Source organism: Kitasatospora sp. NPDC040550 (assembly GCF_055594965.1).
In genome coordinates this window covers 1-25,559 of record NZ_JBVIWC010000028.1, presented here as the reverse complement: position 1 = coordinate 25,559, position 25,559 = coordinate 1, and the positions used below count along the sequence as shown (strand labels likewise).

The following is a 25,559-nucleotide window of genomic DNA, read 5'->3' as shown; positions in this document are numbered from 1 at the left end:
GGGCCGTCACCGCAGCGGTGAGGGGGGCCGTGACTTGGGGGAGTGAACCCGTGCGTGTACAGACCGAACAGCTGGAACAGCCTGCTGCCGAGACCACCGACAAGCGAGCCGTCCGGCACGCCCTGCTGATCTCGCTCGGCAGCGGCATCGGCTACATGCCGTTCGCCCTGACCATCCCGATCCTGCCCGGCCTCGTCACGGGCCCGTTGCACGGCGGCCCCGCCGAGGTCGGCGCCGTCGTCGGCGGTTACGCGCTGACCGCGCTGCTGTCCCGCCCGGTGTCGGGCGCGCTGATGAACCGCCTCGGCGCCCGGGCCCTGACCATCGGCGGGGCGATCCTGACCACGCTCGCCACCGTCTGCTACCCGCTCGCCGGGTCGGTCGCCCAACTCGTCGGCCTGCGCATGCTGGTGGGCATCGGCATGGGCGTGATGCTGGCCGCGACCGGGGTCTGGCCGGTCCAACTGGTCGCCAAGGACCGGCAGAGCTGGGCGCTGGGCCTCAGCGGCACCGTCATCTACGTGGCCATCGGCGTGGGCGCCCCGCTGGGCACCCTGGTCGAGCACCTGGTGGGCACCACGACCACGTTCGTGATCGCCGGGCTGCTCGCCCTGCCCGTCATCCCCATCGCCCTGTCCGTCCCCGAGGTGCGCCTGCCCCCGAAGGCGGCGGAGCGCACCGGCATCGAGCGGGGCCGGGCCCTGCTGGGCACCGTGCTGCCCAGCATCGCGCTGGTCTTCACCGCGTTCGGCTTCGCGGCCGTCTCCGGCTTCGCGGTCGCCAAGTTCGACGCCCTCGGGATCGCCGGGGGAGCGGCCGTGGTCACCGCGTACTCCCTGACCGTGGTGCTGCTGCGGGTGGCGAGCACCTGGATCCGCTGGGAGGCCACGCGACCGGTGGCGCTGGCCGCCCTGTTCCTCGTCGAGGCCCTGGGGGTCGCGCTCATCGGGCTGTCGGACGGCCTCGGCGCGGGTGTGATCGGCGGTGTGCTCACCGGGGTCGGCATGTGGCAGATCTACCCGGTGCTGGGGCTGTTCGTGGTGCGCTCGGTCGGCGAACGCCAGCGCGCCACCGCGCTGTCGACCTTCGGGGCCTGCTTCACCGTGGGCCTCGCCGCCGGCAGCGGCTCGCTCGGACTGGTCGCCGAGGCCACCGGGTACCGGACGATGTTCCTCGTCTGCGCGGCCTGCGTCGGCCTGGGCCTGGTGGTGGCCGTGGCGGCGGCCCGCGTCGCCCGGATCCGCTGACGGCACGGGCCCGGACCGCATCCGTTGCGGTCCGGGCCCGTGGGTGCTGCTACGAGCCGGCCGTGGCCAGGTCCAGGGTGGTGGCCATCACCGGGCTGGTGAAGGTGTTCGTCGCCGCCCCCGGGTTCTGGTGGTAGGAGCCCCACTTGAGGTAGTTGCGGTCGCCGTCCCAGGTGGTGCCCTTGAAGGTGCCCGAACCGGTGCTGAACGTCTGCTTCTTGCCGTCGAACCAGAAGTCGATCGTCCCGTCGGTGCGGCCCAGGTGGATCTTGAGCGCGTACGCGTGCCACTCGCCGTTCTTCACCGGCGCCGTCCAGAGCGGGTGCGCCACGTGCTCGGTGTCCCACTCCTGGAGCCGCACCCGGCTGTTGGTGATGTCGATCTCGATCGGGTGGTTGGCGGTGCCCTCACTGGGCGAGCACTTGAGCTGGAACACGTACCGGCTCTGGTCGTCCTTGATGTCCACCTTGGACGACCAGCCCAGGTAGAAGGTGTCGCCCGCCTTGAGGTCCGGGCCGACCGTCTCGCAGCGCTCCTGGTTCGCGGCCTGGAAGGCCCGCCACACCTCGCCCTTGGCGGGGTCCTTGGCGACGCCGAAGGTGCTCGGGGCGGCGCACTGCACGCCGGGGAAGGAGGACGGGCCGGTCTTGGTGCTCGGGGTCCACAGGACCTTGCCCGCGGCGGCGGTGGTGCCGGCGGTGGCCGAGCCGCAGGAGATCGCGAACACGGCGAGGGCCAGGGCCCCGACGGTGAGCCGGCGGCGGTGGGGCAGAACGGACATGCCACTCCCAGTGGGTGGAATCGGGTGGTCGGATCGCTGCGTGCGATTCGACCACCCGACGGCCCTGCTGACCAGGCGGAACGACCGGCGGAAGTACCGTCAGGTCATGTCCCGGCCAATTCTGCCTACGGCTCGCGCCGCCGCCCCCCGCTCCCGGAGCCCCCGGTGCCGCCGGTGCCGCCGGTGCTCCCGGTGCTTCCGGAGTCCCCGGGCGACGGCGCGTCGTACGAGGAGGTGCCCTCGTCTAGCAGCGGCTCCTGGGTCTTGAGGTGCGCGGGGGCCAGCGCCCGCAGCGCGTGGTAGCCGGTGATGACGACCAGGGTGCCCAGCGCGATGCCGCTGAGGCTGAACGTGTCGCTGAACTTGAGGGTCACGTTGCCGATGCCGATGATGATGCCCGCCGCGGCCGGCACCAGGTTCAGCGGGTTGCGCAGGTCGACCCCGGACTTGATCCAGATCTGGGCGCCGAGCAGCCCGATCATGCCGTACAGGATGACGGTGATGCCGCCGAGCACCCCGCCGGGGATCGCGGCCACGACCGCGCCGAACTTCGGGCAGACGCCGAACAGCAGGGCGAAGCCGGCCGCGGCCCAGTAGGCGGCGGTCGAGTAGACCCGGGTGGCGGCCATGACGCCGATGTTCTCGGAGTAGGTGGTGTTGGGCGGGCCGCCGAGCGCGGTGGAGAGCACCGAGCCGACGCCGTCCGCGGAGATCGCGGTGCCCAGCTTGTCGTCCAGGTTCTCGCCCGTCATCTCGCCGACCGCCTTGACGTGTCCGGCGTTCTCGGCGACCAGCGCGATCACCACGGGCAGCGCGACCAGCACGGCGGACCACTGGAAGGAGGGGCCGTGGAAGGTGGGCAGGCCGATCCAGTCCGCCTTGCCGACGCCGGAGAGGTCCAGGCGCCAGTGGTCGGTCGGCTGCCCGCCCGGGCCCACCGAGTGGATCCTGCCGAAGACCCGGTCGAAGACCCAGGAGATCCCGTACCCGAAGACCAGTCCGAGGAAGATCGCCACCCGCGACCAGAAGCCGCGCAGGCACACCACCGCCAGGCCCGTGAACAGCATCACCAGCAGCGCCGTCCACTGGTCCTGCGGCCAGTAGGTGGAGGCGGTGACCGGGGCGAGGTTGAAGCCGATCAGCATGACGACGGCGCCGGTGACGATCGGCGGCATCGTCGCGTGGATGATCCGCGCCCCGAAGTACTGCACCGCAAGTCCCACCAGGAACAGCACCACGCCCACCACGAGCACCGCGCCGGTCACCGTCGCGCTGGTGCCGCCCTGCGCCCGGATCACCGCGGCGACCCCGACGAAGGACAGCGAGCAGCCGAGGTAGCTGGGCACCCGGCCGCGGGTGGCCAGCAGGAAGATCACGGTCGAGACGCCGGACATCATGATCGCCAGGTTGGGGTCGAGCCCCATCAGCACCGGGGCGACGAAGCTCGCCCCGAACATGGCGACCACGTGCTGGGCGCCGAGCCCTGCCGTGCGGGGCCAGGAGAGCCGTTCGTCGGGGCGGACGACCGCTCCCGGTGCGGGCGTGCGCCCGTCACCGTGCAGCTTCCAGCGCACGCCGAGATCCATGTGGGGGTTCCTTCTCTGAACTTGCGGGGGACTGTCCGCACCATTCTCGTGGTCGTCCGGCCTCCCGCGCGCCACCGGCCCCGCGCCTGACCTGCGCACTCGCGCACGGGGCCGGGGCCGGGGGAGGGGCCGGGGGAGGGGGCGGGCGACGGGGCGTCAGTCCCGGGCCTGCGCGGCGGCCGTGAGGTCGCCGATCCAGGCGTCCAGGCCCTGGCGCAGGATCGCGGTGGCGGCCGGGACGTCCGCGTCGACCTGCGGCCCGGTGTGGGTCTCCTCGGTGCGCACCAGGACGCCGCCGCGCACCGGGGTGAAGGTCCACACGTGCACGCCGTCGATGTGCAGGCCCTCGGCGCCGGCGGGGCCGGTCCAGCGGATGCAGGCGCCGGGGCGCAGCTGCCGGACGGTGGAGGTGATGTCCAGGGCGGGGGCGGTGGTGGCGGGGTTGGGCGGCAGCGGGGTGGTCCAGTGGAACGCCGAGCCGGCCCGCAGCGGGCCCCGGTCCAGGCGCTCGGCGCCCGACACGGCGTGCTGCCAGGACGGCCAGCGGGCGACGTCGGTCTGCAGCCGCCAGACGGTGGACAGCGAGGCGTGGATCAGGGCCTCGGTGCGGTAGCGGACCCGGGCCTCGGGGTCGACGCCCTGGCCCCGGCAGGTGAGCGGCGCGGGCGAGCGGGTGCCGGAGTGGGCGGTGGCGGCCTGGGCGGTGCCGGCGGCCCGGGCGGGCGCGGCGGCGGTGCCGAGCGCGGTGGCGGCGAGGGCGGTGGCGAGCACGGTGGCGGCGGCGAGGGCGGTGCGGATGCCGGACATGGCGGTCCCCTTGGGTCGGCGGAGGTTTGGCCTGGTGGATCCGTTAGATGTTCCTTTGTTCGTTAGAAGTTGTAACTCCTTGGCCCGGTCGGGGTCAACAGCTTCGGTGATAGCCTCTAACCAAAACTTGAGGATGTAGCCGAGGCGGCACGGAAGGCGGCGGAGCATGGCGCGGGCGGAGGCGGACGGCGCGACCCCGAGGGAGCGCTACCGCGCTCAGGTGCGCGAGGAGGTCAAGCGGCACGCCCGGGAGCAGATCGCCACGGCCGGGGCCTCCGCGCTCTCCCTCAACGCCATCGCCAAGCGGATGGGCCTGAGCGGGCCCGCGCTCTACCGCTACTTCGCCGGCCGCGACGAGCTGATCACCGAACTCGTCCGCGACGCCTACCGCAGCCTCGCCGACACCCTGCGGGTGGGCGCCGAGGGCGGCGCCGACCTGCGCGCGCTGGCCCACGCCCTGCGGCTGTGGGCGCTGGCCGACCCCCAGCGCTACTTCCTGATCTACGGCACCCCCGTGCCCGGCTACCACGCCCCCGAGTCCACCACCGCGATCTCCGGCGAGATCATGACGGTCCTGCTGGACGCCTGCGCCGCCCACCTCGCCGCGCGGCCGCCCGCCCCCGCCGACCGGGCCGCCCCGCCCACCGCGCTCGCCACCCACCTCGCGGACCACCGCGACTGGGCCCTCGGCCACCCCGCCCCGCCCGAGGCGCTGCACCGCTTCCTGAGTGTGTGGACCCGCCTGCACGGCGTGCTGTCCCTGGAACTGGCCGGCCACTTCACCGGGATGGGTATCGACCCCGCCCTGCTCTACGCCGCCGAACTCGACGACCTGCTCGCCGCCCCGCCCGCCTGACGGGGGTTCACAGCAGCTCCGCCCGGGCCGCCTGGATGCCCGCCTGGAACCGGGTCCGGGCCCCGAAGCGGTCCATCAGCTCCCGCACCCAGCGCTGCACCGTCCGCGTCGACACCCCCAGCTGCCGGGCGATCGACTCGTCGGTGAGCCCCGCCGCCAGCAGGGCCAGCAGCCGCCGGTGCCGGTCCTCCGGCGGCTCCTCGGACGGCTCCGGCAGCCGCATCGCGTGCGCCCAGTACAGCTCGAACAGCCCGGCCAGCGCGTCCAGCAGGGTCGAGGGCCGGATCAGCAGCACGCTCTCCAGCTCGGTGCCCGCGCTGACCGGCAGCAGCGCCCACCGGTCGTCCAGCAGGGCCAGCTTCAACGGCACCTCGGTGTGCACCCGGGCCTGCTCCCCGGCCGCCGTGAAGGTACGGATCTCCGCCAGGCGCTCCGGGTCGCGCAGCACCCGGCTGTGGTACACCACCCGGGTCGTCACCCCGCGCCCCAGCAGCGCCAGTTCGGTGCGCGGATCGGAGCGCCGCACGTACGGCGGGCGGTCCAGCACCCGCAGCCGCTCGCGCACCCCCAGCTGCAGGGTGCGCCACAGCTCGGCGATCGAGCGGCGCCCGCTGATCACCTCCACCGGCCCGGCCGCCTCGCCGTCCGGGCGGCCCTGCCGGTAGGCGCGCATCAGCTCGCCGATCCGGCCCCGGGCCCGCCGCAGCTCCACCTCGCGCCGCAACAGCAGCTCCTCCAGCGCCACGTCCGGCGGCACCGCCGTCCACGCCCCCGCCGCGCAGGCCTCCACCAGCCCCAGCTCGGCCAGCACGGCCAGCGCCGCCACCACGATCGGGGCCCGCAGGTTCAACTGGGCGGCCAGCCACTGCGGTTCGGCCGCCGGCAGGCCCAGCAGCCGCAGGTAGAGCTGCTCCTCCAGCGCGCCGAGCCCGAGTCCGGCGAGCATGCCCGTCCCCGGCACGACCCTCTCCTCGCGTTCATGACAGCCAGTGGAACAGAGCGACTGTGCGCCACCCGGTGGCCGAAATCAAGGGATTGACCGTTCGGCATGTTCCCGCCATGTCGGGTTCCGGCCCCCACGGCTCCCTTCCCGGCCCGGCCGGGGCGCCACCAAGCTGGGCGCCACCCCCACAACGCCCAGTCGAGGAGCCCCCCATGGCCCTTTCCCGCACCGGCCGCCTCGTGCTCGCCGCCGCGCTGGCCCTGCCGGTCGCGGCGGTCGCCGCCCCCGCCGCCAGCGCCGCCCCCACCCACACCGCCGCCCACGGCGCCCACGCCCACCGCTACGGCCACGGCGCCCGCTACGACGGCGGCGTCTGGGGCGGCTACGTCGCCCAGGGCAACGGCTTCCAGAGCGTCTCCGGCTCCTGGACGATGCCCACCGTCCAGTGCAACACCTCCAACGACCTGTTCGCCCCCTGGGTCGGCATCGACGGCTACGGCTCCCAGACCGTCGAGCAGACCGGCGTCCAGGTCGACTGCTCCAGCGGCTCCCCGGCCTACTCCGCCTGGTACGAGATGTACCCGGCCCCGCCGCAGTACTTCAACGACCCGGTGGACGCCGGCGACAGCTTCACCGCCTCCGTGGTCAACAGCGGCGGCTCCACCTACACGCTGCAGATCACCGACACCACCAAGGGCTGGACCGAGACCACCGACCAGCAGCTCGACGGGCAGAACGTCAGCGCCGAGGCCGTCATCGAGTCCCCGAGCCAGAGCTACCCGTCCTTCGACCGCCTGGACTTCTCCGGCGTCACCGTTAACGGCCAGGTCTTCGACAGCTACTCGCCGCAGGCCGTCAACAGCGGCCAGTACACCGAGACCCCGCTCAGCAACGGCGCCTTCGCCATCGTCCCCGCCTGACACCACCCGGCACCGCACCGCCCGCCCCGGCCCGCACCCCTCGCGGACCGGGGCGGGCGCTGGGTCAGCGCAGGCCGGCGAAGAGGTCCTGCTCCGGCAGGGCGGCGCCGGTGGTGTCGCGGACCCGGACGAAGGTCTCGGTGCCCATCAGCTCGGTGAAGCGCTCCTTGCCCATCCGCAGGAAGAAGATGTTCTCGCCCTGGCTGGCGTGCGCGGCCAGCGCGTCGTACTTCTGGCCGCCCCAGGCGTGGGTGTCCACCCAGGTGGTGACCTCCTCGTCGGGCAGCCCGATCGGGGGCAGCTCGGGGGGCCCGGCCGGCTCGGAGCCCTCCGCGGCCTCCCCGGCCTGCTCGGAGCCCTCCGCGGCCTCCCCGGCCTGCTCGTCCCAGTCGGTGCCGAACTCCTGCATCGCCGCGAAGAAGCGCTTCATCGCCGAGTGCGGCGCCGTCGTCCAGTACACCTTGGCGGCCACGTCGGGGGCCAGTTCCAGGGCGGCCATGGTGATGCGGTGGGCCTGGATGTGGTCGGGGTGGCCGTAGAAGCCGTTCTCGTCGTAGGTGACGACGACGTCCGGCCGGTAGCGGTGCAGCAGTTCGGCCAACCGGGCGGCGCCCTCGGCGACCGGGGTGCCCCAGAACGAGCCGGGCGCGTCGTTGGCGGCCCAGCCCATCATCCCGGAGTCGCCGTACTCGAGCAGTTCGAGGTGGTCGACGCCCAGGACCCGGCAGCTGGCCTCCAGTTCGGCGCGGCGCAGGGCCGCGACCGCCGCCGGGTCGTGCCCGTCCTCGCCGGGCTTGACGCCGTCGGGGCCGTCGCCGCAGGCACCGTCGGTGCAGGTGACCAGGACGGTGCGGATGCCCTCGGCGGCGTAGCGGGCGAGGACGCCGCCGGTGCCGGTGGCCTCGTCGTCGGGGTGGGCGTGCACTGCCATCAACGTCAGGGGCCGGTCGGCCATGGTGTCGTCCTCGGTTCGTTCGGGTGATCCACCCCCAGTCTGCCCGGTGGCCCCGACAACCCGCCGTCCGCCCTCGCCGCCGCGGCAGCCGCCACGGCGTCCTCCGCGGCGGGCGCCGCCCGCACCGTCCGATGCGAACTGACATGAATGGTTTTTGGACAAGCCATCCACAACAGTTGACGCGTCCTCATCCGGTCGCCCACGCTGGGCGACACCAACCACAGGATCCACACAACCGGTTGGGCCCCGTCTGCTCGGAAGGGACCCTCACATGCGCCTGCGACGAACCCTCGCCGCCCTGTTCACCAGCCTGCTCGCCCTGGTGGGCGTCGCCGTCCTGCCCGCCACCGCCGCCCACGCCGACTCCCCGGGCCAGTGCTCCACCACCCACAGCGGCCCGGTCGCCTCCGCCTACTGCACCAACGTGCCCAACGGCACCATCTGGCAGATCCAGGCCGTCTGCTTCTACGCCGTCGGCACCACGCCGGTGAACTACTGGGTCAACGGCAGCATCGTCACCGGCAACGGCAGCTCCGTCGCCTACTGCAACCCCGGCCACTACGCCACCACCACCATCCGCCCGGTCGTCCTCGGCATGCAGGGCAAGCAGGGCCGCCTGGTCGGCTACGGCGGCAAGTGCGTGGACATCGCCGGCGGCCGGACCACCGTCGCCACCCCCGTGCAGATCTACGACTGCAACGGCACCGGCGCCCAGTGGTGGACCCTGGGCGTCGACAACACCGTGCGCGGCCTGGGCATGTGCCTGAACGTGGTCTGGGGCAGCGCCGACAGCCCCAACGGCACCAAGGTCGAGATCTACGACTGCGTGGGCACCGCGGGCGAGCAGTGGCTCCCGCAGCCCGACGGCTCGTTGAAGAACGTGCTCACCGGCAAGTGCCTGGACGAACTCGGCTTCGACACCTCCAACCGCGCCCAGCTGGGCATCTGGGACTGCAACGGCCTCGCCAACCAGAAGTGGGTCCTCACCCCCTGAGGCCGTCCCCCCGCCCCCGTCCGGGTAGCCCGCACTCCCCGAACGGGTATCCGCCCGGGCCCACCTGAGTACCCGTACTCAGGTGGGCTCGGCGCCCACCTCGCCCGCGCCCACCTCGCCCGCGCCCATCTCGCCGACACCCTCCTCGCGTTGGCCCCCCACCACCCCCGCGTCGTGCGCTCCCGCGCCGACCGCCACGCCGCCCTGCCCGGCTATGCCGAACTCACCCTGCGCCGAGGAACCCGCTGACCATGCGCCTCGCCATCACCGGCGCCACCGGCTTCTGCGGCGCCCACCTCGCCCGCGCCGCCGCCCGGTCGGGCCTGGACGTCACCTGCCCCGGCCGCCGCCCCGGCCCGGTGGGCCGCCACCTGCCCTGGGACGCCACCGCGGCCGACCCCGACCTCAGTGGCGCCGACCTCGTCGTCCACTGCGCCGCCGCCGTCGCCGACCTCCCGCCCGGCCACCGGGACGAAGCCCACCAGTACGCCGTCCCCGACACCGCACTCAGCCTCACCGCGTCGCCAGCCTCACCGACGCCTGCCTGGCCGCCCTCGGCCTCACCGGCACCCCGCCCTGGCCCCCCGGCGCCTACAACATCGCCGACCCCGCCCCCTACCGCCGCGACGCCGCCCTGCGCCACGTCCTGACCGCCCACCACCTGCCCGCCCGCATCGTCCACCTCCCCGCGCCGCCGGCCCGCCTCGCCGCCCGCACCACCCTGCTGCCCGGCCTCACGCCCTACACCGTCGACCTGCTCGCCCGCGGCGTCGTCCTCGACCTCACCCGCGCCCGCGCCCAGGGCCGGCACCCGCGCCACACCCTGGCCGACTACCGGCCCTGACCCGCCGCCCCGACTGCCGTGCAGAGCTCCCGTCCTGACCCCCCGTCCGGCCCAAGTGGCCCACGGATGCGGCGGTCAATTGGATACCCCGCCGGGGCATCCGCCCTGGCTAGGGTCGGGGCACACGCCGCGCCGCGAGAACGGCGGCGCGCGCCAACGGGAGGGAACCCATGCGCAAGATCATCATCGGGCTGGCCGCCACCGGCCTGCTGCTCGCCGGAACCGTCGCCACCGCCGGCACCGCCGACGCGGCGGGCACGCGCTGCGGCGACTGGAGCACCGCCGAGCCGCTGCTCAAGTACGGCGCCACCGGCGACGCCGTCAAGGAGCTCCAGTGCGAGCTCAACTACTCGCTCAACCCCGACACCCACGGCAAGATCACCGTCGACGGGGTCTTCGGCAACGCCACCCTGGACCGGGTCCGCACCTTCCAGGCCTGTATGGGCTACCTCCAGGTCGACGGCGACGTGGGCCCGCAGACCTGGGGTGCGCTGGACTGGTGGAGCTCCAAGAACATCTACCCCAACTGCTGAGCCGGTCGGTAGGAACGGCTGGTGGAAACAGCCGGTAGGAACAGCTCGTAGCAACAGCTCGTAGCAACAGCTCGTAGGAACCTGGGGGCGGGGCATCCGGAGGCCCCGCCCCCAGGCCGCCGTTCGGGCACCGGCCCCGTACAGGAGATGGTCCACCGTGCTGATCGCCGACTTCGATGTCCACGGCCGGGTCGCGGACTTCGACCCGGCGACCGGACGGCTCGGTCCCGGGCGCACGGCCGACCCCGGGCAGCCGACGCACGGCCACCACGGTCGACTCGGCGGCACCGGGGTGGTGTTCTACCGGGCCGGGGACGGGCTGCGGATCCGGGTGGGGGAGCGGGACGTGCGCCTCGACGCCGCCACCGCGCTGCGGCACCGGATCGCCGAGCCGGAGTGCGTGCTGACCGTCGGCCGGGTCGTCGAGCTGCGCTATCCGGTGCCGCCGCAGTGGTACGGCCTGGCGGACGACCTGACCCCGTTCGTCGAGGCCGAGCACTTCGACCTCGGCCTGTTCGCCGCCAACGTGCTGGCCGCCCCCGAGCGGGCCGCCCGCATCTACCGCTGACGCCCGGCCGGGGCCTCCGGCCGGCCGGCGACCAGGCCGCCCGCGGCGGCCACGTCGGGGTAGCGGTCGCAGTCCACGGCGGCACTCTGCCGGCGCCGCGCGGTGAAGGGAAGGGCGGGCGCGGGCCGCTGCGCCGCCGTCAGCAGCGCCGGTCGGGCCCCGGGCGGTGTCCGCGGCCCGCGCCCGCGCCGCCGGACAGGGCCCGCAGGGCGGCCCGCGCCGCGGCCTCGCCCTCGCCGTACTGGTGGGCGCGGGCCGCGCGCAGGGCGGCGTCGAGGTGGCGGGCGGCCTCCTCGCGGCGGCCGGTGGCGGCCAGGGCACGGCCGTACAGGGTCTGCAGGACGACCCGGCGGGCGGCCGGGAAGGGCGGTTCGGCGAGGGCGAGGCCGCGGGCGGCGTGGTGGGCGGCCGCCTCGGGGTCGCCGCCGGCCAGGCAGGTGTCGGCGAGGTGCTGGCGGGCGAGGGCGACGAGGTCGGCGCGGCCGGCCTGTTCGGCCAGGGCGAGGGCGCGGCCCAGCAGGTCCCGCACCCGGGCGGGGACGTTCCCGGACCCGGGCCCGCCGTAGCGGGTGAGCGCGGCGGCGAGGTTGACCAGGGCGACGGCCTGGGCGCTGCGGTCGCCGGCCAGGGCGGCCAGGCCGGGGGCCCGTTCGAGGTGGACCAGCGCCTCCTGGGGCCGGCCCTCCTCCAGCAGCACCCAGCCGAGCAGGGCCCGGGCCCGGGACTGGGCACCGGGGTCGAGGTCGGCCTCGGCGGCGGCGAGGCCGTGTTCGAGCAGCGGCACCCAGCCGTCCCGGACCTGCCACACGATCAGCGGCCACTGCAGCAGGACCAGCCGCCAGGCCCGGTCGTGCAGTCCGGCGCCGACGGCGGCCAGCGCGGCGCCGCGCAGGGTGTCGCGTTCGGTGGCGTACCAGGCCAGGGCGCTCGCCCGGTCGGGGAAGGGGCGGACCTCGACGGGCCGCCGGGCCCCGGCGGGCAGTTCGCAGCACGGTTCGCTGCCGGGCTCGGCGGCGGCGCTCGCGGCGAGCAGGGTGTTCAGCAGGTGGTCCAGGAGCCGGGGCAGGGTGTCGGAGTCGTCCTCCTCGGGCGGGGTGCGCAGGCTGCGGGCGTAGAGGCGCACCAGGTCGTGCAGGGTGTAGGCGTCCCGGTCGATCTCGACGACCAGGTGGGCGGTGGCCAGCTGCCCCAACGCGCCCGCCGCGTCGGGCAGTCCGCAGCCGGCGAGGGCGGCGGCGGTGCGGCTGTCGAGGGTGGTGCCGGTGTGGGTGCCCAGGCGGCGGAACAGCCGGCGGGCGGCGGCGGACAGGTGCTGGACGGTCAGGGCCAGGGCGGCGGCGACACTGGTGTCCTCCACCTCCAGCAGCCCCAACCGGCCCTGTTCGTCGGCGAGTTCGTCGGCGAGCGCGGCGAGTCCCCGGTGCGGGCTGGTGGCGAGACGGGCGGCGGCCAGGCGCAGGGCGAGCGGCAGCCCGTCGCACAGCCGGGCCAGCCGGGCGGCGGCCTCGGGTTCGGCGCCGACCAGGTCGGGGCCGAGGTCGGGGCCCAGGGTGGTGGCGAGCAGGCTGACGGACTGCGGGGCGGACAGTTCGGCCAGCGGCAGCGGCCGGGCGGCGTCCGAGGCGACCAGTCCGCCGAGCCGGTCGCGGCTGGTCACCAGGGTGACGCAGCCGTCACCGTCGGGCAGCAGCGGGCGGACCTGCTCGGAGCGGCGGGCGTTGTCGAGCACGAGCAGCATCCGGCGCCCGGCGGTCAGCTCCCGGTAGCGGGCGGCCAGCGCCTCGGGGGAGGAGGGCATCTGCTCCGCGGGCAGGCCGAGGGCGAGCAGCAGTTCGCGCAGCACCGCGCCGGTGGCCCGTTCGGGCAGCGGACTGTGCCCGCACAGGTCGACGAACAGCCGCCCGTCGGGGAAGTCGGCCTGCCGCCGGTGCGCCCAGTGCACGGCGAGGGCGGTCTTGCCGACCCCGGCCCCGCCGGTGACGACGGCGATGGCGCCGGGGGCGCGGGCGGCCCGGTCGAGCGCGGCCAGCTCGTCCTCGCGCCCGGAGAAGCCCCGGGGCCGCCGGGGGAAGGGCCACGGCGCGGGGACGGGCTCCGCCACCACGGGGGCGGGCGCGGGCCCGGACGTCAGCACGGAGACGGGGACGGAGACGGGGACGGGGGCGGGGACGGGGGCGGGTGCCACGGCAGGCCCCGGCGCGGTCGCGGGCCCGGACGCCGTCGCGGGCCCCGGCGCCACGTCGCCGAGCAGCAGCAGCTCGTGGGCCTCGGTGAGTTCCGCCCCGGGGTCGATGCCCAGCTGCTCGGCCAGGGTCCGGCGGGTGCGGTGGAACCACTCCAGCGCCTCCGGGCGCCGCCCGGCCCGTCCGAGCGCCACCACCAGCGCGGCGACCAGCGACTCCCGCAGCGGGTTGAGCGCGGCCTCGGGGGCCAGCACACCCGCGGCCGCGCCGTGGTCGCCGAGCCGGCCGTGGGCGCGGGCCAGTTCCTCCACGGCGGACAGCCGCAGCTCCTCCAGCGCCCGGGCGGCGCACTGCAGCGGCAGGCTGGGTTCGGTGCCGGCGAGCGCGGGTCCGCGCCACAGCGCGAGCGCCTCCCGCAGGGCCGCCACCGCCGCGCCGGCCTCCCGGGCGCCGTGGGCGTCCCGGACCAGCCGTTCGAAGCGCCGGACGTCCACCGCCGCCTCGGGCACCCGCAGCAGGTAGCCGCCGCTGCCGCCGCTGCCGTCGGTGGCCAGCTCGACCCCGGCGTCGGGGGCCCGGTGCTCGGCGAGGACCGCGCGCAGCCCGGAGACGTGGTTGTGGATGACGGTGCGGGCGTGCCGGGGCGGCTCCTCCTCCCAGAGGGCCTCGGTCAGCCGGTCGATGCCGACGGGCGCGCCGGGGTTCAGCGCCAGCGCGGCCAGCAGGCTGCGGCGCTTGGGCGGGCCGAGGGCGAGTTCCCGACCGTCCGCGGCCACCACGGCCACCGAGCCCAACAACCGGAATTCCACCCGTGCTCCCACCCTGACCAGCAAATATGGCAAGCATATGACAGTAGGCGACCTTGCGATGACGTACGGTTCCCCGCACCCGAACCACCCCGCACCGGCCCGCGCGGCGCCCTGGACGGACCCGGACCCGATCGGATCCAATACCACCTCCGGACACCAGGGGAGGGGACCGATGCTGACCGACACCTCGACCGCCGCGGGCAGGGCGATCCTGCTCCACGACCGCTACCCCACACTCGACGAACTCACCGACACCGCCCGCCACCTGGCCGCCCGCCACCCCGGACGCTGCCGGCTGCGCACCCTCGGCACCTCCCGCGCCGGCCGCCCCCTCCACCTCCTCTCGATCGGCCCCGACGGCCGGGGCATCGCCACCGACCGCCCCGCCGACGACGTCCTGGTCGTCTCCGGCGCCCACGCCGACGAGTTCTCCGGCCGCGCCGGCCTCGTCGAACTGGCCCACCGGGCCCTGGCCCACCCCGCCCGGCACCCGGCCACCACCTGGCACCTGCTGCTCTGCCTCGACCCCGACGGCGCGCACCTGGCCCGCGGCGGCCTGCTCGCCCGCACCCTGCCCGCCTACTTCGCCGGCTACTACCGCCCCGCCGCCGAGGAGCAGCCCGAATGGGCCCCGGCGATCGGCGGCCGCCTTCCCGAGAGCCGGATCCTGCTCGACCTGATCGACGAACTGCGCCCCGCCCTCCAGCTCTCCCTGCACACCGCGGACGTCGGCGGCACCTTCCTCCAGGCCACCGCCGACCCGACCGCCCTCGCCGCCCCCTTCGTCCGCTCCGCCGCCGCCCTCGGCATCCCGGTGGAGACCGGCTCCTTCGACACCCACCGGCTGCCCGCCGTCAGCCCCGGCGTCTTCCTGATGGAGCCCGAGCACATCGACACCCAGGAGAACACCACCGGCATGCTCACCGACCGGCCCGAGGCCCTGGGCGGCGCCCGGGCCGCCACCTGGTTCGCCCCCCGGCGCCACGGCGGGCGCACCGTCGTCGTCGAGGTGCCCGCCTGGACCAGCGACCACCTCGGCGACCCCGCCCCCGTCCCGCCCGAGGACGCCGACCGCCACCTGCGCGCCGCCGCCGACCAGCTGCGCGAGCGCGGCCGGCAGCTCACCGGCCTGCTGAGCGCCCTCCCCCCGCACGACGGCCCGCACGACACCCCGCTGCTGCGCGCCGCCCGTACCCAGCTCACCGCCCTGCGCCAACTCGCCGACGCCTGGGACCCGCGCACCCCCGAGGGGCCGCTGCCGGCACCGCCCCCGCCCACCCGCGCCCACCTGGCCGGCATCGACCTGTGGGCCCACCGCATCCCGGTCCGCGCCGCCGCCCTGCTGCGCCGCGCCACCCCCGCCCCGGACCCCCGCCCCGCCGCCCTCCTCCACGCCTGGTGCGCCCAGTACCGCCTCCGCTTCCGCCCCACCTGGCTCCCCGTCACCCGCCAGGCCGCCCACCACGCCAACACCGCCGAAGCCGCCGCGGCCGGGTAGGCGCTCAGGACCGGACGGCCCCGCGCCCGGCACGCCGCGCGGCGGCCCGGGCCGTCCCGTCGGCCGCGCCCACCCCACCGCGCGCGCCCGTCGCGCCGCCCGTACCCGTCGCGCCGCCCGGGTCCGCCGGGGGAGGGGTGTCGTCCTCCGACAGCAGCGAGCCCCGTACGCGCTGGACGTAGCGCTCGATCAGGTGGCACAGCACGCTGACGGTCGCGGCGACGTCCGGTTCGGGGACGCCGGCCAGGGCGTCGGTCAGGCCGGTGATGTTGGCCTGTTTCAGCCGCTCCAGCAGGGCCCGCCCGTCGGCCGTGAGGGCGACCCGGCGGGCCCGGCGGTCCAGGGCGTCGGGGGTGCGGGCCACCAGGTGCTGGTTCTCCAGGCGGTCGATCTGCCGGGTGACGTGGGAGGGCTTGACCATCAGCCGCTCGGCCAGGTCGCCCACCCGGCTGGGCCCGTCGGCCTCGGCGAGGGCGCGCAGCAGGTAGACGTCCGAGCGTGCGGCGGTGATGCCCGCCTTGGCGGTGCGGCGTTCGTGTTCCTGGGAGCGGGTCAGCAGGTAGGCCAGCGAGGCCAGTACGGCCTCCAGGTCTGCGGTGGCGGTGTCCGCGGTGGCGGTCCGATCGTCTGCGGCGTCCGACATGGGGGAACTTTAGCGGCCGGTGCGCCTCCCGGCTGCGGCGCAGACCGGTCACCGGATTTCGGACAGATTCCGCGCCCACCGGATGGGCCCTTTCGCCGCCACGGACCGCGAGTTAGCGTGACAGCGAGTTAGTTGCTTTTGGCACGTAAATGCTCCGGGCCCGCACGCCCGCCGCACCCGCGTGCCCCCGCACGGCCGCACCCTCGCGTGCCCCGCACGGCACCGCGGGCCGGACCGGACCGACCCATCCGGCACAGCCAGCTCCGAGAGGGGAGCCCCCCATGGCCACCGCCGCACAGACCCCCCGCTTCACCCACCCCGCCGCCCGCGGCACCTGCCCCTTCGCCCCGCCGCCGGCCTACCAGCAGGCCCACCAGGACGAGCCGATCAGCCGCATCTCCCTCTGGGACGGTTCCCCCAGCTGGCTGCTCACCCGCCACGAGGACATCAAGGCGGTGCTCTCCGACGCCCGGTTCAGCTCCGACTCCACCCGCCCCGGCTTCCCCTTCGTCAGCGCCGGCGCCCGCCAGCTGAACAACGGCCAGCCCGTCTTCATCCGGATGGACGACCCCGAGCACGCCCGCCTGCGCCGGATGCTCACCGGCGAATTCATGATCAAGAAGGTCGAGGCGCTGCGCCCCGAGGTCCAGCGCATCGCCGACGAACTGCTCGACCGGATGACCGAGGGACGCACCGAGGCCGACCTGGTCCGCGAGTTCGCCCTGCCGCTGCCCTCCCTGGTCATCTGCCTGCTGCTCGGCGTCCCCTACCAGGACCACGAGTTCTTCCAGGAGTGCAGCCGCGTCCTGCTGCGCCGCGACTCCTCGGTCGAGGACGTCATCACCGCCCAGGCCCGGCTGACCGACTACCTGGAGGAACTCACCGACACCAAGCGCACCCACCCCGACGACGGCATCCTCAGCCGCCTGGTCGAGCGCGGCGAACTGAACACCCAGGAGATCGGCGCGATGGGCCGGCTGCTGCTGGTCGCCGGGCACGAGACCACCGCCAACATGACCGCGCTGTCCGTCCTCGCCCTGCTGCGCCACCCCGCCCAGCTCGACCACCTGCGCCGCCACCCCGAGGCCGTCCCCGGCGCGGTCGAGGAACTGCTGCGCTACCTGACCATCGTCCACTCCGGCCTGACCAGGGTCGCCACCGAGGACGTCGAGCTCGGCGGGGTGCGGATCCGGGCCGGCGAGGGCGTCGTCTGCATGATCAGCACCGCCAACCGGGACACCGCCGAGTTCCCCGACGGCGACACCCTCGACCTCACCCGCGACGCCCGCCGCCACCTCGCCTTCGGCTTCGGCGTCCACCAGTGCCTGGGCCAGCCGCTGGCCCGGCTGGAACTGCAGATCGCCCTCGACACCCTCCTGCGGCGCCTGCCCGAACTGCGCCTGGCCACCGCCTTCGAGGACGTCCGCTTCCGCGGCGAGATGCTCATCTACGGCGTCCACGAACTGCCCATCGCCTGGTAGTCCGGGCCCGCGACCACGGCCGCCCCTCACCCCCGACCCCCACCCCGAAGGGAAACCCATGCTCGTCCGGATCGACCAGGAGAAGTGCTGCGGCGCCGGCCACTGCGTGCTCGCCGCCCCCGACGTCTTCGACCAGCGCGACGAGGACGGCATCGTCGTCCTGCTCGACGCCCGCCCCCCGGCCGACCTCCACCAGGCCGTCCAGGACGCCGCCGCGGTCTGCCCGGCCGCGGCGATCACCCTGGAGAACGTGTGACCGCACCGCGCGAAGTGGCCGTCGTCGGAGCCGGCGCCGCCGGACTGCACGCCGCCGAGGCGCTGCGCCGGGCCGGCTACGACGGCCGCCTCACCCTCGTCGGGGCCGAGCCCGAACCCCCGTACGACCGGCCGCCGCTGTCCAAGCAGCTGCTCGACGGCCAGTGGGAGCCCGGGAAGGTGACCCTGCGCGAGCCCGCCGCCCTCGCGCAGCTGCGGCTCGACCTGCGCCTGGGGGTGGCGGCCGAACGCCTGGACCGCGGCGCCCGCACGCTGCACCTGGCCGACGGCCGGCGGGTGCGCTGCGACGCCCTGGTCGTGGCCACCGGCGTCCGCCCGCGCCGGCTGCCCGGCGCCGAGACACCGCTGCCCGGCGCCCACGTGCTGCGCACGCTGCCCGACGCCCTCGCCCTGCGCGAGGAACTGCGCCCGGGCGCACGGCTGTTGGTGGTCGGCGGCGGACTGCTCGGCGCCGAGGCGGCGGCCACCGCCGTCGGGCTCGGCGCCGAGGTGACCTGGCTGGTGGCCGCCGCCGCGCCGCTGGCCGCCGTCCTCGGGGCGGAGACGGCCGCGCTGCTGACCGACCTGCACCGCGAGCACGGGGTGCGGATCCACCGGGGCGCGGCCGCCGCCGTGCTCCGGCGGCACGGCCGGGCCGCCGGCGTACGGCTCGCCGACGGCGGCGAACTGGCCGCCGACGCCGTGCTGATGGCGATCGGCTCGCTGCCGGCCACCGAGTGGCTGGCCGGCAGCGGGGTCCCGCTGGAGCCGGACGGCGGCGTGGCCTGCGACACCCACTGCGCCGCCGGCCCCGGCGTCTGGGCGGCCGGCGACGCCGCCTCCTGGCCCGACCCGCGCACCGGCCGCCGCCGGCGCCTGGAACAGCGCACCAACGCCACCGACCAGGCCCTGCTCGCCGCCCGCAACCTGCTGGCCGGCCCGGACGGCACCCGCCAGGCCTACGCGCCGGTCCCGTACCTGTGGACCGACCAGTACGGCCTGCGGGTGCAGGCCTTCGGCAGCCCCGGTGCCGCCGACCGCTTCGAACTGGTCGACGGCAGCCTCGCCGGGCACCGCTTCGCCGCCGCCTGCCTGCGGGAGGGCCGGGTCACCGGCGCGGTGGGCATCGCCGCCGCCCGCGCCCTGCGCGGACTGCGCGCCCAGGTCGCCGCCCACGGCCCCTGGCCGCCCGCCGCCGAGCGGGAGGCCGCGCCGGTCGGCTGAGCCGTTCAGCGGCCCGGTACGCCCTCCCGGACGGGGAGGGCGTACCGGGCCGCCCCCTCGCCCGCTTCGGCCCGTCGCCGCGCCCGGCCCGCAAGGGGCAGCGGCCAGCCGACCCGGCGACTTCGGGGGCAAATCGCTACATTGGGGGCATTTGGCAGCAGCGCCAGGCACCGTGCGCCCACGCAGAGAAGGCCGACCGCCTTCGGAAAGGGTCCCCATGCACCCCGCCCTCAGCCCCGCCGTCCTCGCCGAACTGCGCCGGCCCCGGCGCTACCCGGCGGTGTCCGTCCTGATGCCCACCCACCGCCGCGAACCCGACAACACCCAGGACCCGGTACGGCTGCGCAACCTGCTGGCCGAGGCGAAGGAGCGGCTCCAGGCCGACCCCGAGGTCTCCCGGGCCGACCGGATCGACGTGGCCGGGCAGCTCGACAAGGCCCTCGCCGAGGTCGACCTGGTGCACGCCGAGGACGGCCTGGCGATCCTCGCCGCGCCCGGCGAGCACCAGGTGTGGACCTTCGCCCGCACCGCCCCCGCCCGGGTGGTGCTGTCCGACACCTTCCTCACCCGCAACCTGGTCTCCGCCCAGGCCGCCGAGCGCCCCTACTGGGTGCTGGCCGTCGCCGCCGACCGGGCCGTGCTGTGGAGCGGTACCCCCGAGCGGGTCACCGAGGACCGGGCCCACGGCTTCCCGCTGACCCGCGCCTTCTTCGACAACCCCGACCCGGAGCGCCGCGAGCGCATCGGCGACACCCCCAGCACCTTCCGGGACGAGGAGACCAAGACCTTCCTGCGCCAGGCCGACACCGCGCTCGGCAAGGTCCTGGCCGCCGACCCCCGCCCGCTGTACGTGGTCGGCGAGGCGCCCGCCCTGGCCCTGCTGGACGCCGCCGGCCCGATCGCCAAGGAGGCCACCGCCCAGATCCCGCACGGCGGCCTCGCCCAGGCCGACGTCGAGACCGTCCGCAAGGTGGTCGGGCCCGCCGTGCGCGCCCACGCCGAGCAGGAGACCGCCGACGCCCTCGCCCGGCTGGACCGGGCCCGCGGCCGCTCCGGGTTCGCCGCCGGCCTCGACGAGGTGTGGCAGGCGGTGGGGGAGGGGCGCGTCGCGCTCCTGGTGGTCGAGGAGAACCACCGCGCCGCCGTCCGCGACGCCGGCGAGCACCTCGTCCCCGCCGAGGCCGGCGAGGCCGGGGCCCGCGAGGACATCGTCGACGAGGTCGTCGAGCGCGCCCTCGACACCGGCGCCCGGGTCGCCTTCGTCCCCGACGGCACCCTCGCCGACGCCGGCGGCATCGCCGCCGAGCTGCGCTACTGACCCCGTCCCCGCCGCGCCCGGGCCGCAGCCCGCCGCCCGGGCCGCGCCTCAGCGCCCGGGCGCGGCGGCCTCCAACTCCTCGACGCTGCCGGACATCACGGTCCGCAGCTGCCGGGTCAGGTGCTCCACCGGCCAGTGCCACCAGGCGACGGTCAGCAGCCGCGCCACCTCGTCCGCCTCGTAGCGCAGCCGGATCACCCGGGCCGGGTTCCCGCCGGCGATCGCGTAGTCGGGCACGTCGGAGGTGACGACCGACCCGGCGGCCACGATCGCGCCGTGGCCGATCCGCACCCCCGGCAGCACCGTCGTCCGGTGGCCGAGCCACACGTCGTGGCCCACCACCGTGTCCCCGCGCCCCGGCAGCCCGGTCAGCAGGTCGAAGTGCTCCGCCCAGGCCCCGCCCATGATCGGGAACGGGAAGGTCGACGGCCCGTCCATCCGGTGGTTGGCGCCGTTCATCACGAACCGCACCCCCGCGGCGAACGCGCAGAACCGCCCGATGACCAGCTTCTCCGGCCCATAGTGGTACAGCACGTTGCGGGTCTCGAACGCCGTCGGATCGTCCGGGTCGTCGTAGTACGAGTACTCGCCCACCTCGATCAGCGGCGAGGTCACCAAGGGCTTGAGCAGCACCACCCGCGGCTGCTCGGGGAACGGGTGCAGCACGTCCGGATCGGGCACGACGGGAACCACGGGGCCACCTCTTCCGGGTCGACGGGACGTCAGACCGTCAGACTGTCAGACCGTCAGGACATCAAGGCGTCAGGGCGTCGGAGCCCCGACCCCTCATGCCCGGCCGGCACCCAGCGGCCCGGGTTCCCCGCGGGCGCCCTCGACGCCGGCTCCCTCCCGACCGTCCCGGTGGTCGACCGCCGCGGCCGCCTCGCGGCGCGCGCCTTCGGCGGCCAGGGCTACGATGCCCTGGAGTCCGTGGTCGAGCCCGTGCTCGCCGAGCAGCCCGGCCGAGCGCGGTGTGGGGCCCCGCCGGGGCGTAAATCGTTTGGGTGGGCGGGCCGCCGACTGCTACCGTCTGCCCAGCCGTGCGACCGATGCGAGGAGGTGAGACCCATGAAGGCAGCAACCGGGTGGGTGCTCCCCCTCGTCGTCATGGTGGGCGATTGACGTTGGCGTCGCCCGGGAGCGCCTCAGGCAAGGCACTTCCGAAAGGCAGCACCATGAGTGCTCCGCACCCCGCCCCGAGCGCCCCTGTCCCGAGCGCTCCTCTTCCCAGCGCCCTTGCCCCGAGCGCCGCTGTTCCGGGCGCCCCCGCCGTGACGCGGGCTCCGGTCCCCGACCGCCGCGCCGCCGCGCCCGTGGAGGGCGCCGCCCGGCGCCCGGGCAGCACCCTGGAACCGGCCCACCGCTGACCCGCGCACCGGCCGCCCCGGCATCGAACGAACGACCCCGACACCGAACGAACGAAGAAGAGGTGAACACCATGACCAAGACAACGAACGGCATCGAAGTCGAAGGCACCGTCATCGAGTGCCTGCGCAACGCCAATTTCAAGGTGGAACTGCAGAACGGGCACGTCGTCCTGGCCCACATCAGCGGGAAGGTCCGCAAGAACCACATCAAGATCCTCCCGCACGACCGGGTGCTCGTGGAGCTCAGCCCCTACGACCTCACCCGCGGCCGGATCCGCTACCGCTACCGCAACTAGCGGCCTGCGGCGGGAGAACCGGTGGCCCGGCACGCTCCCCCGTGGCGTGCCGGGCCACCGGTGGTTCTGCCGCGCGGGGCTGACGGGCCCGGCGCGTCGCGGTGTTCCTCGTGGAGGATGCCAGGACGCGCGGCGCCCGTGTTGTCCCTGCGTCTCCACTTCCTTGGCAATGCGTCTACGCGCCGCCCGCGCCGCTACCGTCCGCGCCGCCGCCCGCGCTCCCGGCCAGGGCCCGGTGGCGGTGCTCACGGGGCGGGAGCCCGTACGCGACCCGGAAGGCGCGGCTGAAATCGTCGGCCCGGGGGAAGCCCCAGCGGGCCGCGACGACCTGGACCGGCAGGGTGCGCAGCGCCGGGTCGGCCAGGTCGCGCCGGGCCCGCTCCAGCCGCTGCCCGCGGATCCAGGCCGCCAGCGTCCGGCCGTCCCCGCACTCCCCGGACTGCCGGGTGAAGACCCGGTGCAGGTGGCTGACCGAGACGTGGTGGGCGGCGGCGATCGTCGCGGGGGTGAGGTCGGGGTCCTGGAGGTTGTGCCGCACGAAGGCGCGCACCGCCTCCGCCAGGGCCCGCTGCCGGGTCTCCTCCGGTACGGCCGCCTCGGCCTCCAGCTCCCCGGCGACCCAGGCGGCGACCAGGTCGACCGCGATCGTCCCCAGCCGGGCCGCCCCGGCCGGCCCCAGCGCCGCCGCCTGCCGGTCCAGCCCGACCAGGAAGTCCGACAGCAGCGCGCAGGTGCCCTCGCGCACCGAGAAGCCCCGCCCCAGCAGGTCGCGCAGCCGATGCGGCGGCAGCGGCAGCAGCGACACCGGGAAGTCGATCCCCACGGCCTCGGTCCGCTGCTCCCGGCGGCCGCCGCCACGGGCCCCGAGGGCCCGCACCTCGTACGGGTGCGAGCTGTCCACCAGGTACAGGTCGCCCCGGCCGAAGGTGCGGGTGCGCTCCCGGGTGCCGCGGGTCAGCGACAGCCCGCCGTTGAGCGGCATCGTCAGGTGGTACACCCCGGGGTCGGTGCGCCGCACCATGGCGGCGGAGCGGCGGAAGCGCGTCGGCGGGAACGAGGACCGCAGCAGGGTCACCGGCCCCAGCTCCAGGCGCCGCATCTCCGCCCGGAAGTCGTCGGCGTGCTCGCTGGTCATCTCGCTGGCCCGGGTGCGCCCGATCATCTCCCGCCAGCAGTCGAACCGCTCCCGCGCGGGCACGCCCTCGCCCCGGAACACGCTCCCCGTCACTGCGGCCACCTCGCCGCCCCCTTCCCGCTCCGTTTCCCGGCCCGGCCGCTGCCGGACCGTCGACCGTAACCGATCCCCGGCCGTCCGCCCGCCCGGACCCCCGTGCCCGCCTCCGGGCCGCCCCCCGTGCCCACCCCCGGGCCCGAGCCCGGTCAGGGGGCCAGCAGTGCGCAGACGAAGTCCTCCTCGACCGCCCGCAGCTGCGCCAGCAGGTCCGGGGTGCCGCTCTGGTTCACCTGCGTGGTGACGGAGACGGTCAGGCTGCGCCGCCCGTCGGCGGTGCCCGCGCCGAACTGGGTGTAGCCGGGGGTGTTGCCGGTGTGGCCGTAGACCGTGCCGCACCGGGTGGTGTACCCGAAGATCGCCAGTCCGGCGTGGTTGGTGCCGGGGCCGGCGGGTTCGGAGGCGCCGTCGACGAAGGCCCGCTGCTGTGCGCGGGTGGCGTCGCCGATCAGCGGGCCGCCCGCCCAGGCGGCGGCGAAGGTGTTGAAGTCGGCGGGGGTGGAGACCAGGCCGCCCGAGGCCCAGGAGCCGGAGGCGCCGTACAGGGTGCTGACGTCCTGCGGCGGGGCGGGCGGTTCGATGTCGTAGCCGTGCAGGTAGGGCCGGGGCAGCCGGTAGCCGGAGGGCAGGCTGGTGCGGGTGAGTCCGAGCGGGCGGTAGACCTGGGAGGCGAGCAGGTCCTCGTAGCGCTGCCCGGTGGCGGCCTCGGCCATCAGGGCGACGGCGATGTTGTCGGAGTTGGAGTACTGGTAGCGGGTGCCGGGGGTGAACTCCAGGGGCCGGTCGGCGACGAAGTCCAGCAGGTGGCGGGAGTCGAAGACGTGGTGCGGGTCGGCGCGCAGCAGGTCGCCGAAGTCCGGCGCCCGGCTGTAGTCGGGCAGCCCGCTGGTGTGGTTGAGCAGCTGGCGCAGGGTCACCGCGCCCCAGTCGGCGGGCAGCGCGGGCAGCCGCCGGGCGAGGGTGTCGTCGAGGCCGAGCAGTCCGCAGTCCACCAGCCGCAGGGCGACCGCGCCGCTGAACGCCTTGGCGGCGCTGGCCAGGCGCATGTGGTCCTCGGCCCGGGGCGGGCGGCCGGTGTCGAGCTCGGCCGTGCCGGCCCGGATCACCCGGACCCGGTCGTCCTCGCGCAGGACGGCGATGGCGCCGGGCGGGCCGTCCGGGCGGTCGACCAGCTCCTGCAGCCGGGCCCGCAGCGCCCGGTCACCGTCCCGGTGGGCCTTTGGCCCGTCGTCCGCGGCGGCGCTGCCGGCGGGGGCCAGCGCGAGCGAGGCGGCGAGCAGGGCGGTGACGGCGGGCCGTGGGGAGCGGCGGGGGCGCGGTGACATGACGGATCCTCCGGAGGGCGGTGCGGGGGCCGGGCGGCCTGGCGGCCGGGGGCTCGGGGGCAAGGGATCACCGCCCGCGGGCCCGGGGAAACGGCCGGGCGCCCGCCGTGACCCACCTGGTCGATCACCGCGCGGGGCGGGCGGGCGAGGGGGCTGACGCGCCGTCCCGCGAACCCTTTGCCGGGGTCCGTCCTCGAACTCCCGCCTGCGGGGCGACGCTTCCCCAGCCTTCGGCCGGGAGGTACCCCCAGGGCGCTGTCCGCCCCGCAGCCGTGGGCGGCGTCGGCGCACCGGCGGGTGAAACCCCAGGCCCTCAGACCTGGAACGGCCCCTCGTCCACGAAGGTGCGCAGCAGCCGGGCGAAGGCCCGGGCGTCCTGCGCCGGCCAGGAGGCGAGGGAGTCCTCGATGCGGGCCGCCAGGCGTTGCCTGGTGGCCCGCACCGCGTCCTGCCCGCGGTCGGTGAGGACGAGCAGGGTCGCCCGCCGGTCGCCGGGGTCGGCCTCGCGGCGCAGCAGTCCGCCCTCCTCCAGCCGGTCGGCGCGGCGGGTCACGGTGGTGCGGTCCAGCCCGATCTCGCGGCCCAGGTCGGCGGCGCTGCACGGGCCGGTGCGGGCCAGGCCGCTGAGGACCGGGTAGGTGAGCTCGTCGACGGCTTCCCCCAGGCCGTCGGTCAGTTGGGCGTGCAGGCCGGCGCGGGTGCTGCGCCGCAGCAGCAGTCCCAGGGCCTCGGCGATCTCGTGTCCGGTCGGATTCGTCACCCCCTCAGATTAGCGTGCGCTGCGCACGCTTTTCCTGTACCGTCAGATGCGTGCTTGAGGCACGCATTTTTCGTGACGACCATCGGAGGACCCCGTGCAGCACACCGACATCACCACCGCCCTCACCGACCTGCT

24 protein-coding genes are annotated in these 25,559 nt (G+C 75.6%); 13 read left to right on the top strand and 11 right to left on the bottom strand.

Going from position 1 to position 25,559, the window contains the following annotated elements:
• Positions 1-50: 50 nt before the first annotated feature.
• The gene (locus ACZ58X_RS32505) at positions 51-1,247 is read left to right on the top strand and encodes an MFS transporter (protein ID WP_470337164.1); all 1,197 of its coding nucleotides are present in this window, start codon (positions 51-53) and stop codon (positions 1,245-1,247) included.
• Positions 1,248-1,296: 49 nt separating this feature from the next.
• Here the strand turns inward: ACZ58X_RS32505 and ACZ58X_RS32500 are convergent, their stop codons facing one another.
• From ACZ58X_RS32500 to ACZ58X_RS32490, 3 genes are all read right to left on the bottom strand, one after another.
• Positions 1,297-2,028, bottom strand: coding sequence for a heparin lyase I family protein (locus ACZ58X_RS32500; protein ID WP_470337163.1), 732 nt, complete (start codon positions 2,026-2,028; stop codon positions 1,297-1,299).
• A gap of 125 nt (positions 2,029-2,153) precedes the next feature.
• On the bottom strand, positions 2,154-3,614 hold the full coding sequence (locus tag ACZ58X_RS32495) for a uracil-xanthine permease family protein (RefSeq protein ID WP_470337162.1): 1,461 nt from the start codon (positions 3,612-3,614) through the stop codon (positions 2,154-2,156).
• Positions 3,615-3,770: 156 nt separating this feature from the next.
• Positions 3,771-4,421 (bottom strand): SRPBCC family protein, encoded by a 651-nt coding sequence (locus ACZ58X_RS32490; protein WP_470337161.1) that lies wholly within the window; start codon positions 4,419-4,421, stop codon positions 3,771-3,773.
• 166 nt (positions 4,422-4,587) lie between these two features.
• Here ACZ58X_RS32490 and ACZ58X_RS32485 point away from each other — a divergent pair, with 166 nt between their 5' ends.
• The gene (locus ACZ58X_RS32485) at positions 4,588-5,277 is read left to right on the top strand and encodes a TetR/AcrR family transcriptional regulator (RefSeq protein ID WP_470337160.1); all 690 of its coding nucleotides are present in this window, start codon (positions 4,588-4,590) and stop codon (positions 5,275-5,277) included.
• Between the two features lie 7 nt (positions 5,278-5,284).
• On the opposite strand, the gene ACZ58X_RS32480 is transcribed toward ACZ58X_RS32485, so the two are convergent.
• Entirely contained in the window at positions 5,285-6,238 is a 954-nt protein-coding gene (locus ACZ58X_RS32480; protein WP_470337159.1) for a helix-turn-helix domain-containing protein, read from the bottom strand.
• Positions 6,239-6,432: 194 nt separating this feature from the next.
• Here ACZ58X_RS32480 and ACZ58X_RS32475 point away from each other — a divergent pair, with 194 nt between their 5' ends.
• Positions 6,433-7,140, top strand: a complete 708-nt coding sequence (locus ACZ58X_RS32475) for a G1 family glutamic endopeptidase (RefSeq protein WP_470337158.1) — start codon at positions 6,433-6,435, stop codon at positions 7,138-7,140.
• A gap of 64 nt (positions 7,141-7,204) precedes the next feature.
• On the opposite strand, the gene ACZ58X_RS32470 is transcribed toward ACZ58X_RS32475, so the two are convergent.
• Positions 7,205-8,095 (bottom strand): PIG-L family deacetylase, encoded by an 891-nt coding sequence (locus ACZ58X_RS32470; protein WP_470337157.1) that lies wholly within the window; start codon positions 8,093-8,095, stop codon positions 7,205-7,207.
• 271 nt (positions 8,096-8,366) lie between these two features.
• On the opposite strand from ACZ58X_RS32470, the gene ACZ58X_RS32465 reads away from it, so the two are divergent.
• The 4 genes from ACZ58X_RS32465 (at position 8,367) to ACZ58X_RS32450 (ending at position 11,034) form a co-directional block, all read left to right on the top strand.
• Complete coding sequence (locus ACZ58X_RS32465; RefSeq protein ID WP_470337156.1) at positions 8,367-9,089, top strand: ricin-type beta-trefoil lectin domain protein; 723 nt, start codon at positions 8,367-8,369, stop codon at positions 9,087-9,089.
• Positions 9,090-9,340: 251 nt separating this feature from the next.
• Positions 9,341-9,739 (top strand): NAD-dependent epimerase/dehydratase family protein, encoded by a 399-nt coding sequence (locus ACZ58X_RS32460; RefSeq protein ID WP_470337155.1) that lies wholly within the window; start codon positions 9,341-9,343, stop codon positions 9,737-9,739.
• A 364-nt stretch (positions 9,740-10,103) separates the two neighbouring features.
• On the top strand, positions 10,104-10,466 hold the full coding sequence (locus tag ACZ58X_RS32455) for a peptidoglycan-binding domain-containing protein (RefSeq protein WP_470337154.1): 363 nt from the start codon (positions 10,104-10,106) through the stop codon (positions 10,464-10,466).
• A gap of 157 nt (positions 10,467-10,623) precedes the next feature.
• On the top strand, positions 10,624-11,034 hold the full coding sequence (locus tag ACZ58X_RS32450; RefSeq protein ID WP_470337153.1) for a hypothetical protein: 411 nt from the start codon (positions 10,624-10,626) through the stop codon (positions 11,032-11,034).
• Between the two features lie 139 nt (positions 11,035-11,173).
• Here ACZ58X_RS32450 and ACZ58X_RS32445 read toward each other — a convergent pair whose 3' ends face one another.
• The gene (locus tag ACZ58X_RS32445; RefSeq protein WP_470337152.1) at positions 11,174-14,026 is read right to left on the bottom strand and encodes an AfsR/SARP family transcriptional regulator; all 2,853 of its coding nucleotides are present in this window, start codon (positions 14,024-14,026) and stop codon (positions 11,174-11,176) included.
• Between the two features lie 172 nt (positions 14,027-14,198).
• Here ACZ58X_RS32445 and ACZ58X_RS32440 point away from each other — a divergent pair, with 172 nt between their 5' ends.
• On the top strand, positions 14,199-15,524 hold the full coding sequence (locus tag ACZ58X_RS32440; RefSeq protein ID WP_470337151.1) for a M14 family zinc carboxypeptidase: 1,326 nt from the start codon (positions 14,199-14,201) through the stop codon (positions 15,522-15,524).
• Between the two features lie 4 nt (positions 15,525-15,528).
• On the opposite strand, the gene ACZ58X_RS32435 is transcribed toward ACZ58X_RS32440, so the two are convergent.
• On the bottom strand, positions 15,529-16,167 hold the full coding sequence (locus ACZ58X_RS32435) for a MarR family winged helix-turn-helix transcriptional regulator (RefSeq protein WP_470337150.1): 639 nt from the start codon (positions 16,165-16,167) through the stop codon (positions 15,529-15,531).
• A gap of 281 nt (positions 16,168-16,448) precedes the next feature.
• Between ACZ58X_RS32435 and ACZ58X_RS32430 the strand changes: the two genes are divergently transcribed.
• The 4 genes from ACZ58X_RS32430 (at position 16,449) to ACZ58X_RS32415 (ending at position 20,445) form a co-directional block, all read left to right on the top strand.
• Positions 16,449-17,648 (top strand): cytochrome P450, encoded by a 1,200-nt coding sequence (locus ACZ58X_RS32430; RefSeq protein ID WP_470337149.1) that lies wholly within the window; start codon positions 16,449-16,451, stop codon positions 17,646-17,648.
• 58 nt (positions 17,649-17,706) lie between these two features.
• Positions 17,707-17,904 (top strand): ferredoxin, encoded by a 198-nt coding sequence (locus tag ACZ58X_RS32425; protein ID WP_470337148.1) that lies wholly within the window; start codon positions 17,707-17,709, stop codon positions 17,902-17,904.
• Positions 17,901-19,127, top strand: a complete 1,227-nt coding sequence (locus ACZ58X_RS32420) for an NAD(P)/FAD-dependent oxidoreductase (RefSeq protein WP_470337147.1) — start codon at positions 17,901-17,903, stop codon at positions 19,125-19,127. The genes ACZ58X_RS32425 and ACZ58X_RS32420 overlap by 4 nt, the downstream gene beginning before the upstream one ends.
• A 217-nt stretch (positions 19,128-19,344) precedes the next feature.
• Entirely contained in the window at positions 19,345-20,445 is a 1,101-nt protein-coding gene (locus tag ACZ58X_RS32415) for a baeRF3 domain-containing protein (protein ID WP_470337146.1), read from the top strand.
• Between the two features lie 48 nt (positions 20,446-20,493).
• On the opposite strand, the gene ACZ58X_RS32410 is transcribed toward ACZ58X_RS32415, so the two are convergent.
• A complete protein-coding gene (locus ACZ58X_RS32410; protein ID WP_470337145.1) occupies positions 20,494-21,138 on the bottom strand; it encodes a CatB-related O-acetyltransferase in 645 nt (214 codons plus the stop codon).
• A gap of 745 nt (positions 21,139-21,883) precedes the next feature.
• Between ACZ58X_RS32410 and infA the strand changes: the two genes are divergently transcribed.
• On the top strand, positions 21,884-22,108 hold the full coding sequence (infA, locus tag ACZ58X_RS32405) for a translation initiation factor IF-1 (protein ID WP_188306513.1): 225 nt from the start codon (positions 21,884-21,886) through the stop codon (positions 22,106-22,108).
• A 175-nt stretch (positions 22,109-22,283) separates the two neighbouring features.
• Here the strand turns inward: infA and ACZ58X_RS32400 are convergent, their stop codons facing one another.
• The 3 genes from ACZ58X_RS32400 to ACZ58X_RS32390 all read right to left on the bottom strand — a co-directional run bounded on the left by ACZ58X_RS32400 (position 22,284) and on the right by ACZ58X_RS32390 (position 25,424).
• Entirely contained in the window at positions 22,284-23,336 is a 1,053-nt protein-coding gene (locus tag ACZ58X_RS32400) for a helix-turn-helix transcriptional regulator (protein WP_470337144.1), read from the bottom strand.
• A gap of 152 nt (positions 23,337-23,488) precedes the next feature.
• On the bottom strand, positions 23,489-24,664 hold the full coding sequence (locus ACZ58X_RS32395) for a serine hydrolase domain-containing protein (RefSeq protein ID WP_470337143.1): 1,176 nt from the start codon (positions 24,662-24,664) through the stop codon (positions 23,489-23,491).
• A 313-nt stretch (positions 24,665-24,977) separates the two neighbouring features.
• A complete protein-coding gene (locus ACZ58X_RS32390; RefSeq protein ID WP_470337142.1) occupies positions 24,978-25,424 on the bottom strand; it encodes a MarR family winged helix-turn-helix transcriptional regulator in 447 nt (148 codons plus the stop codon).
• Between the last annotated feature and the right edge of the window lie 135 nt (positions 25,425-25,559).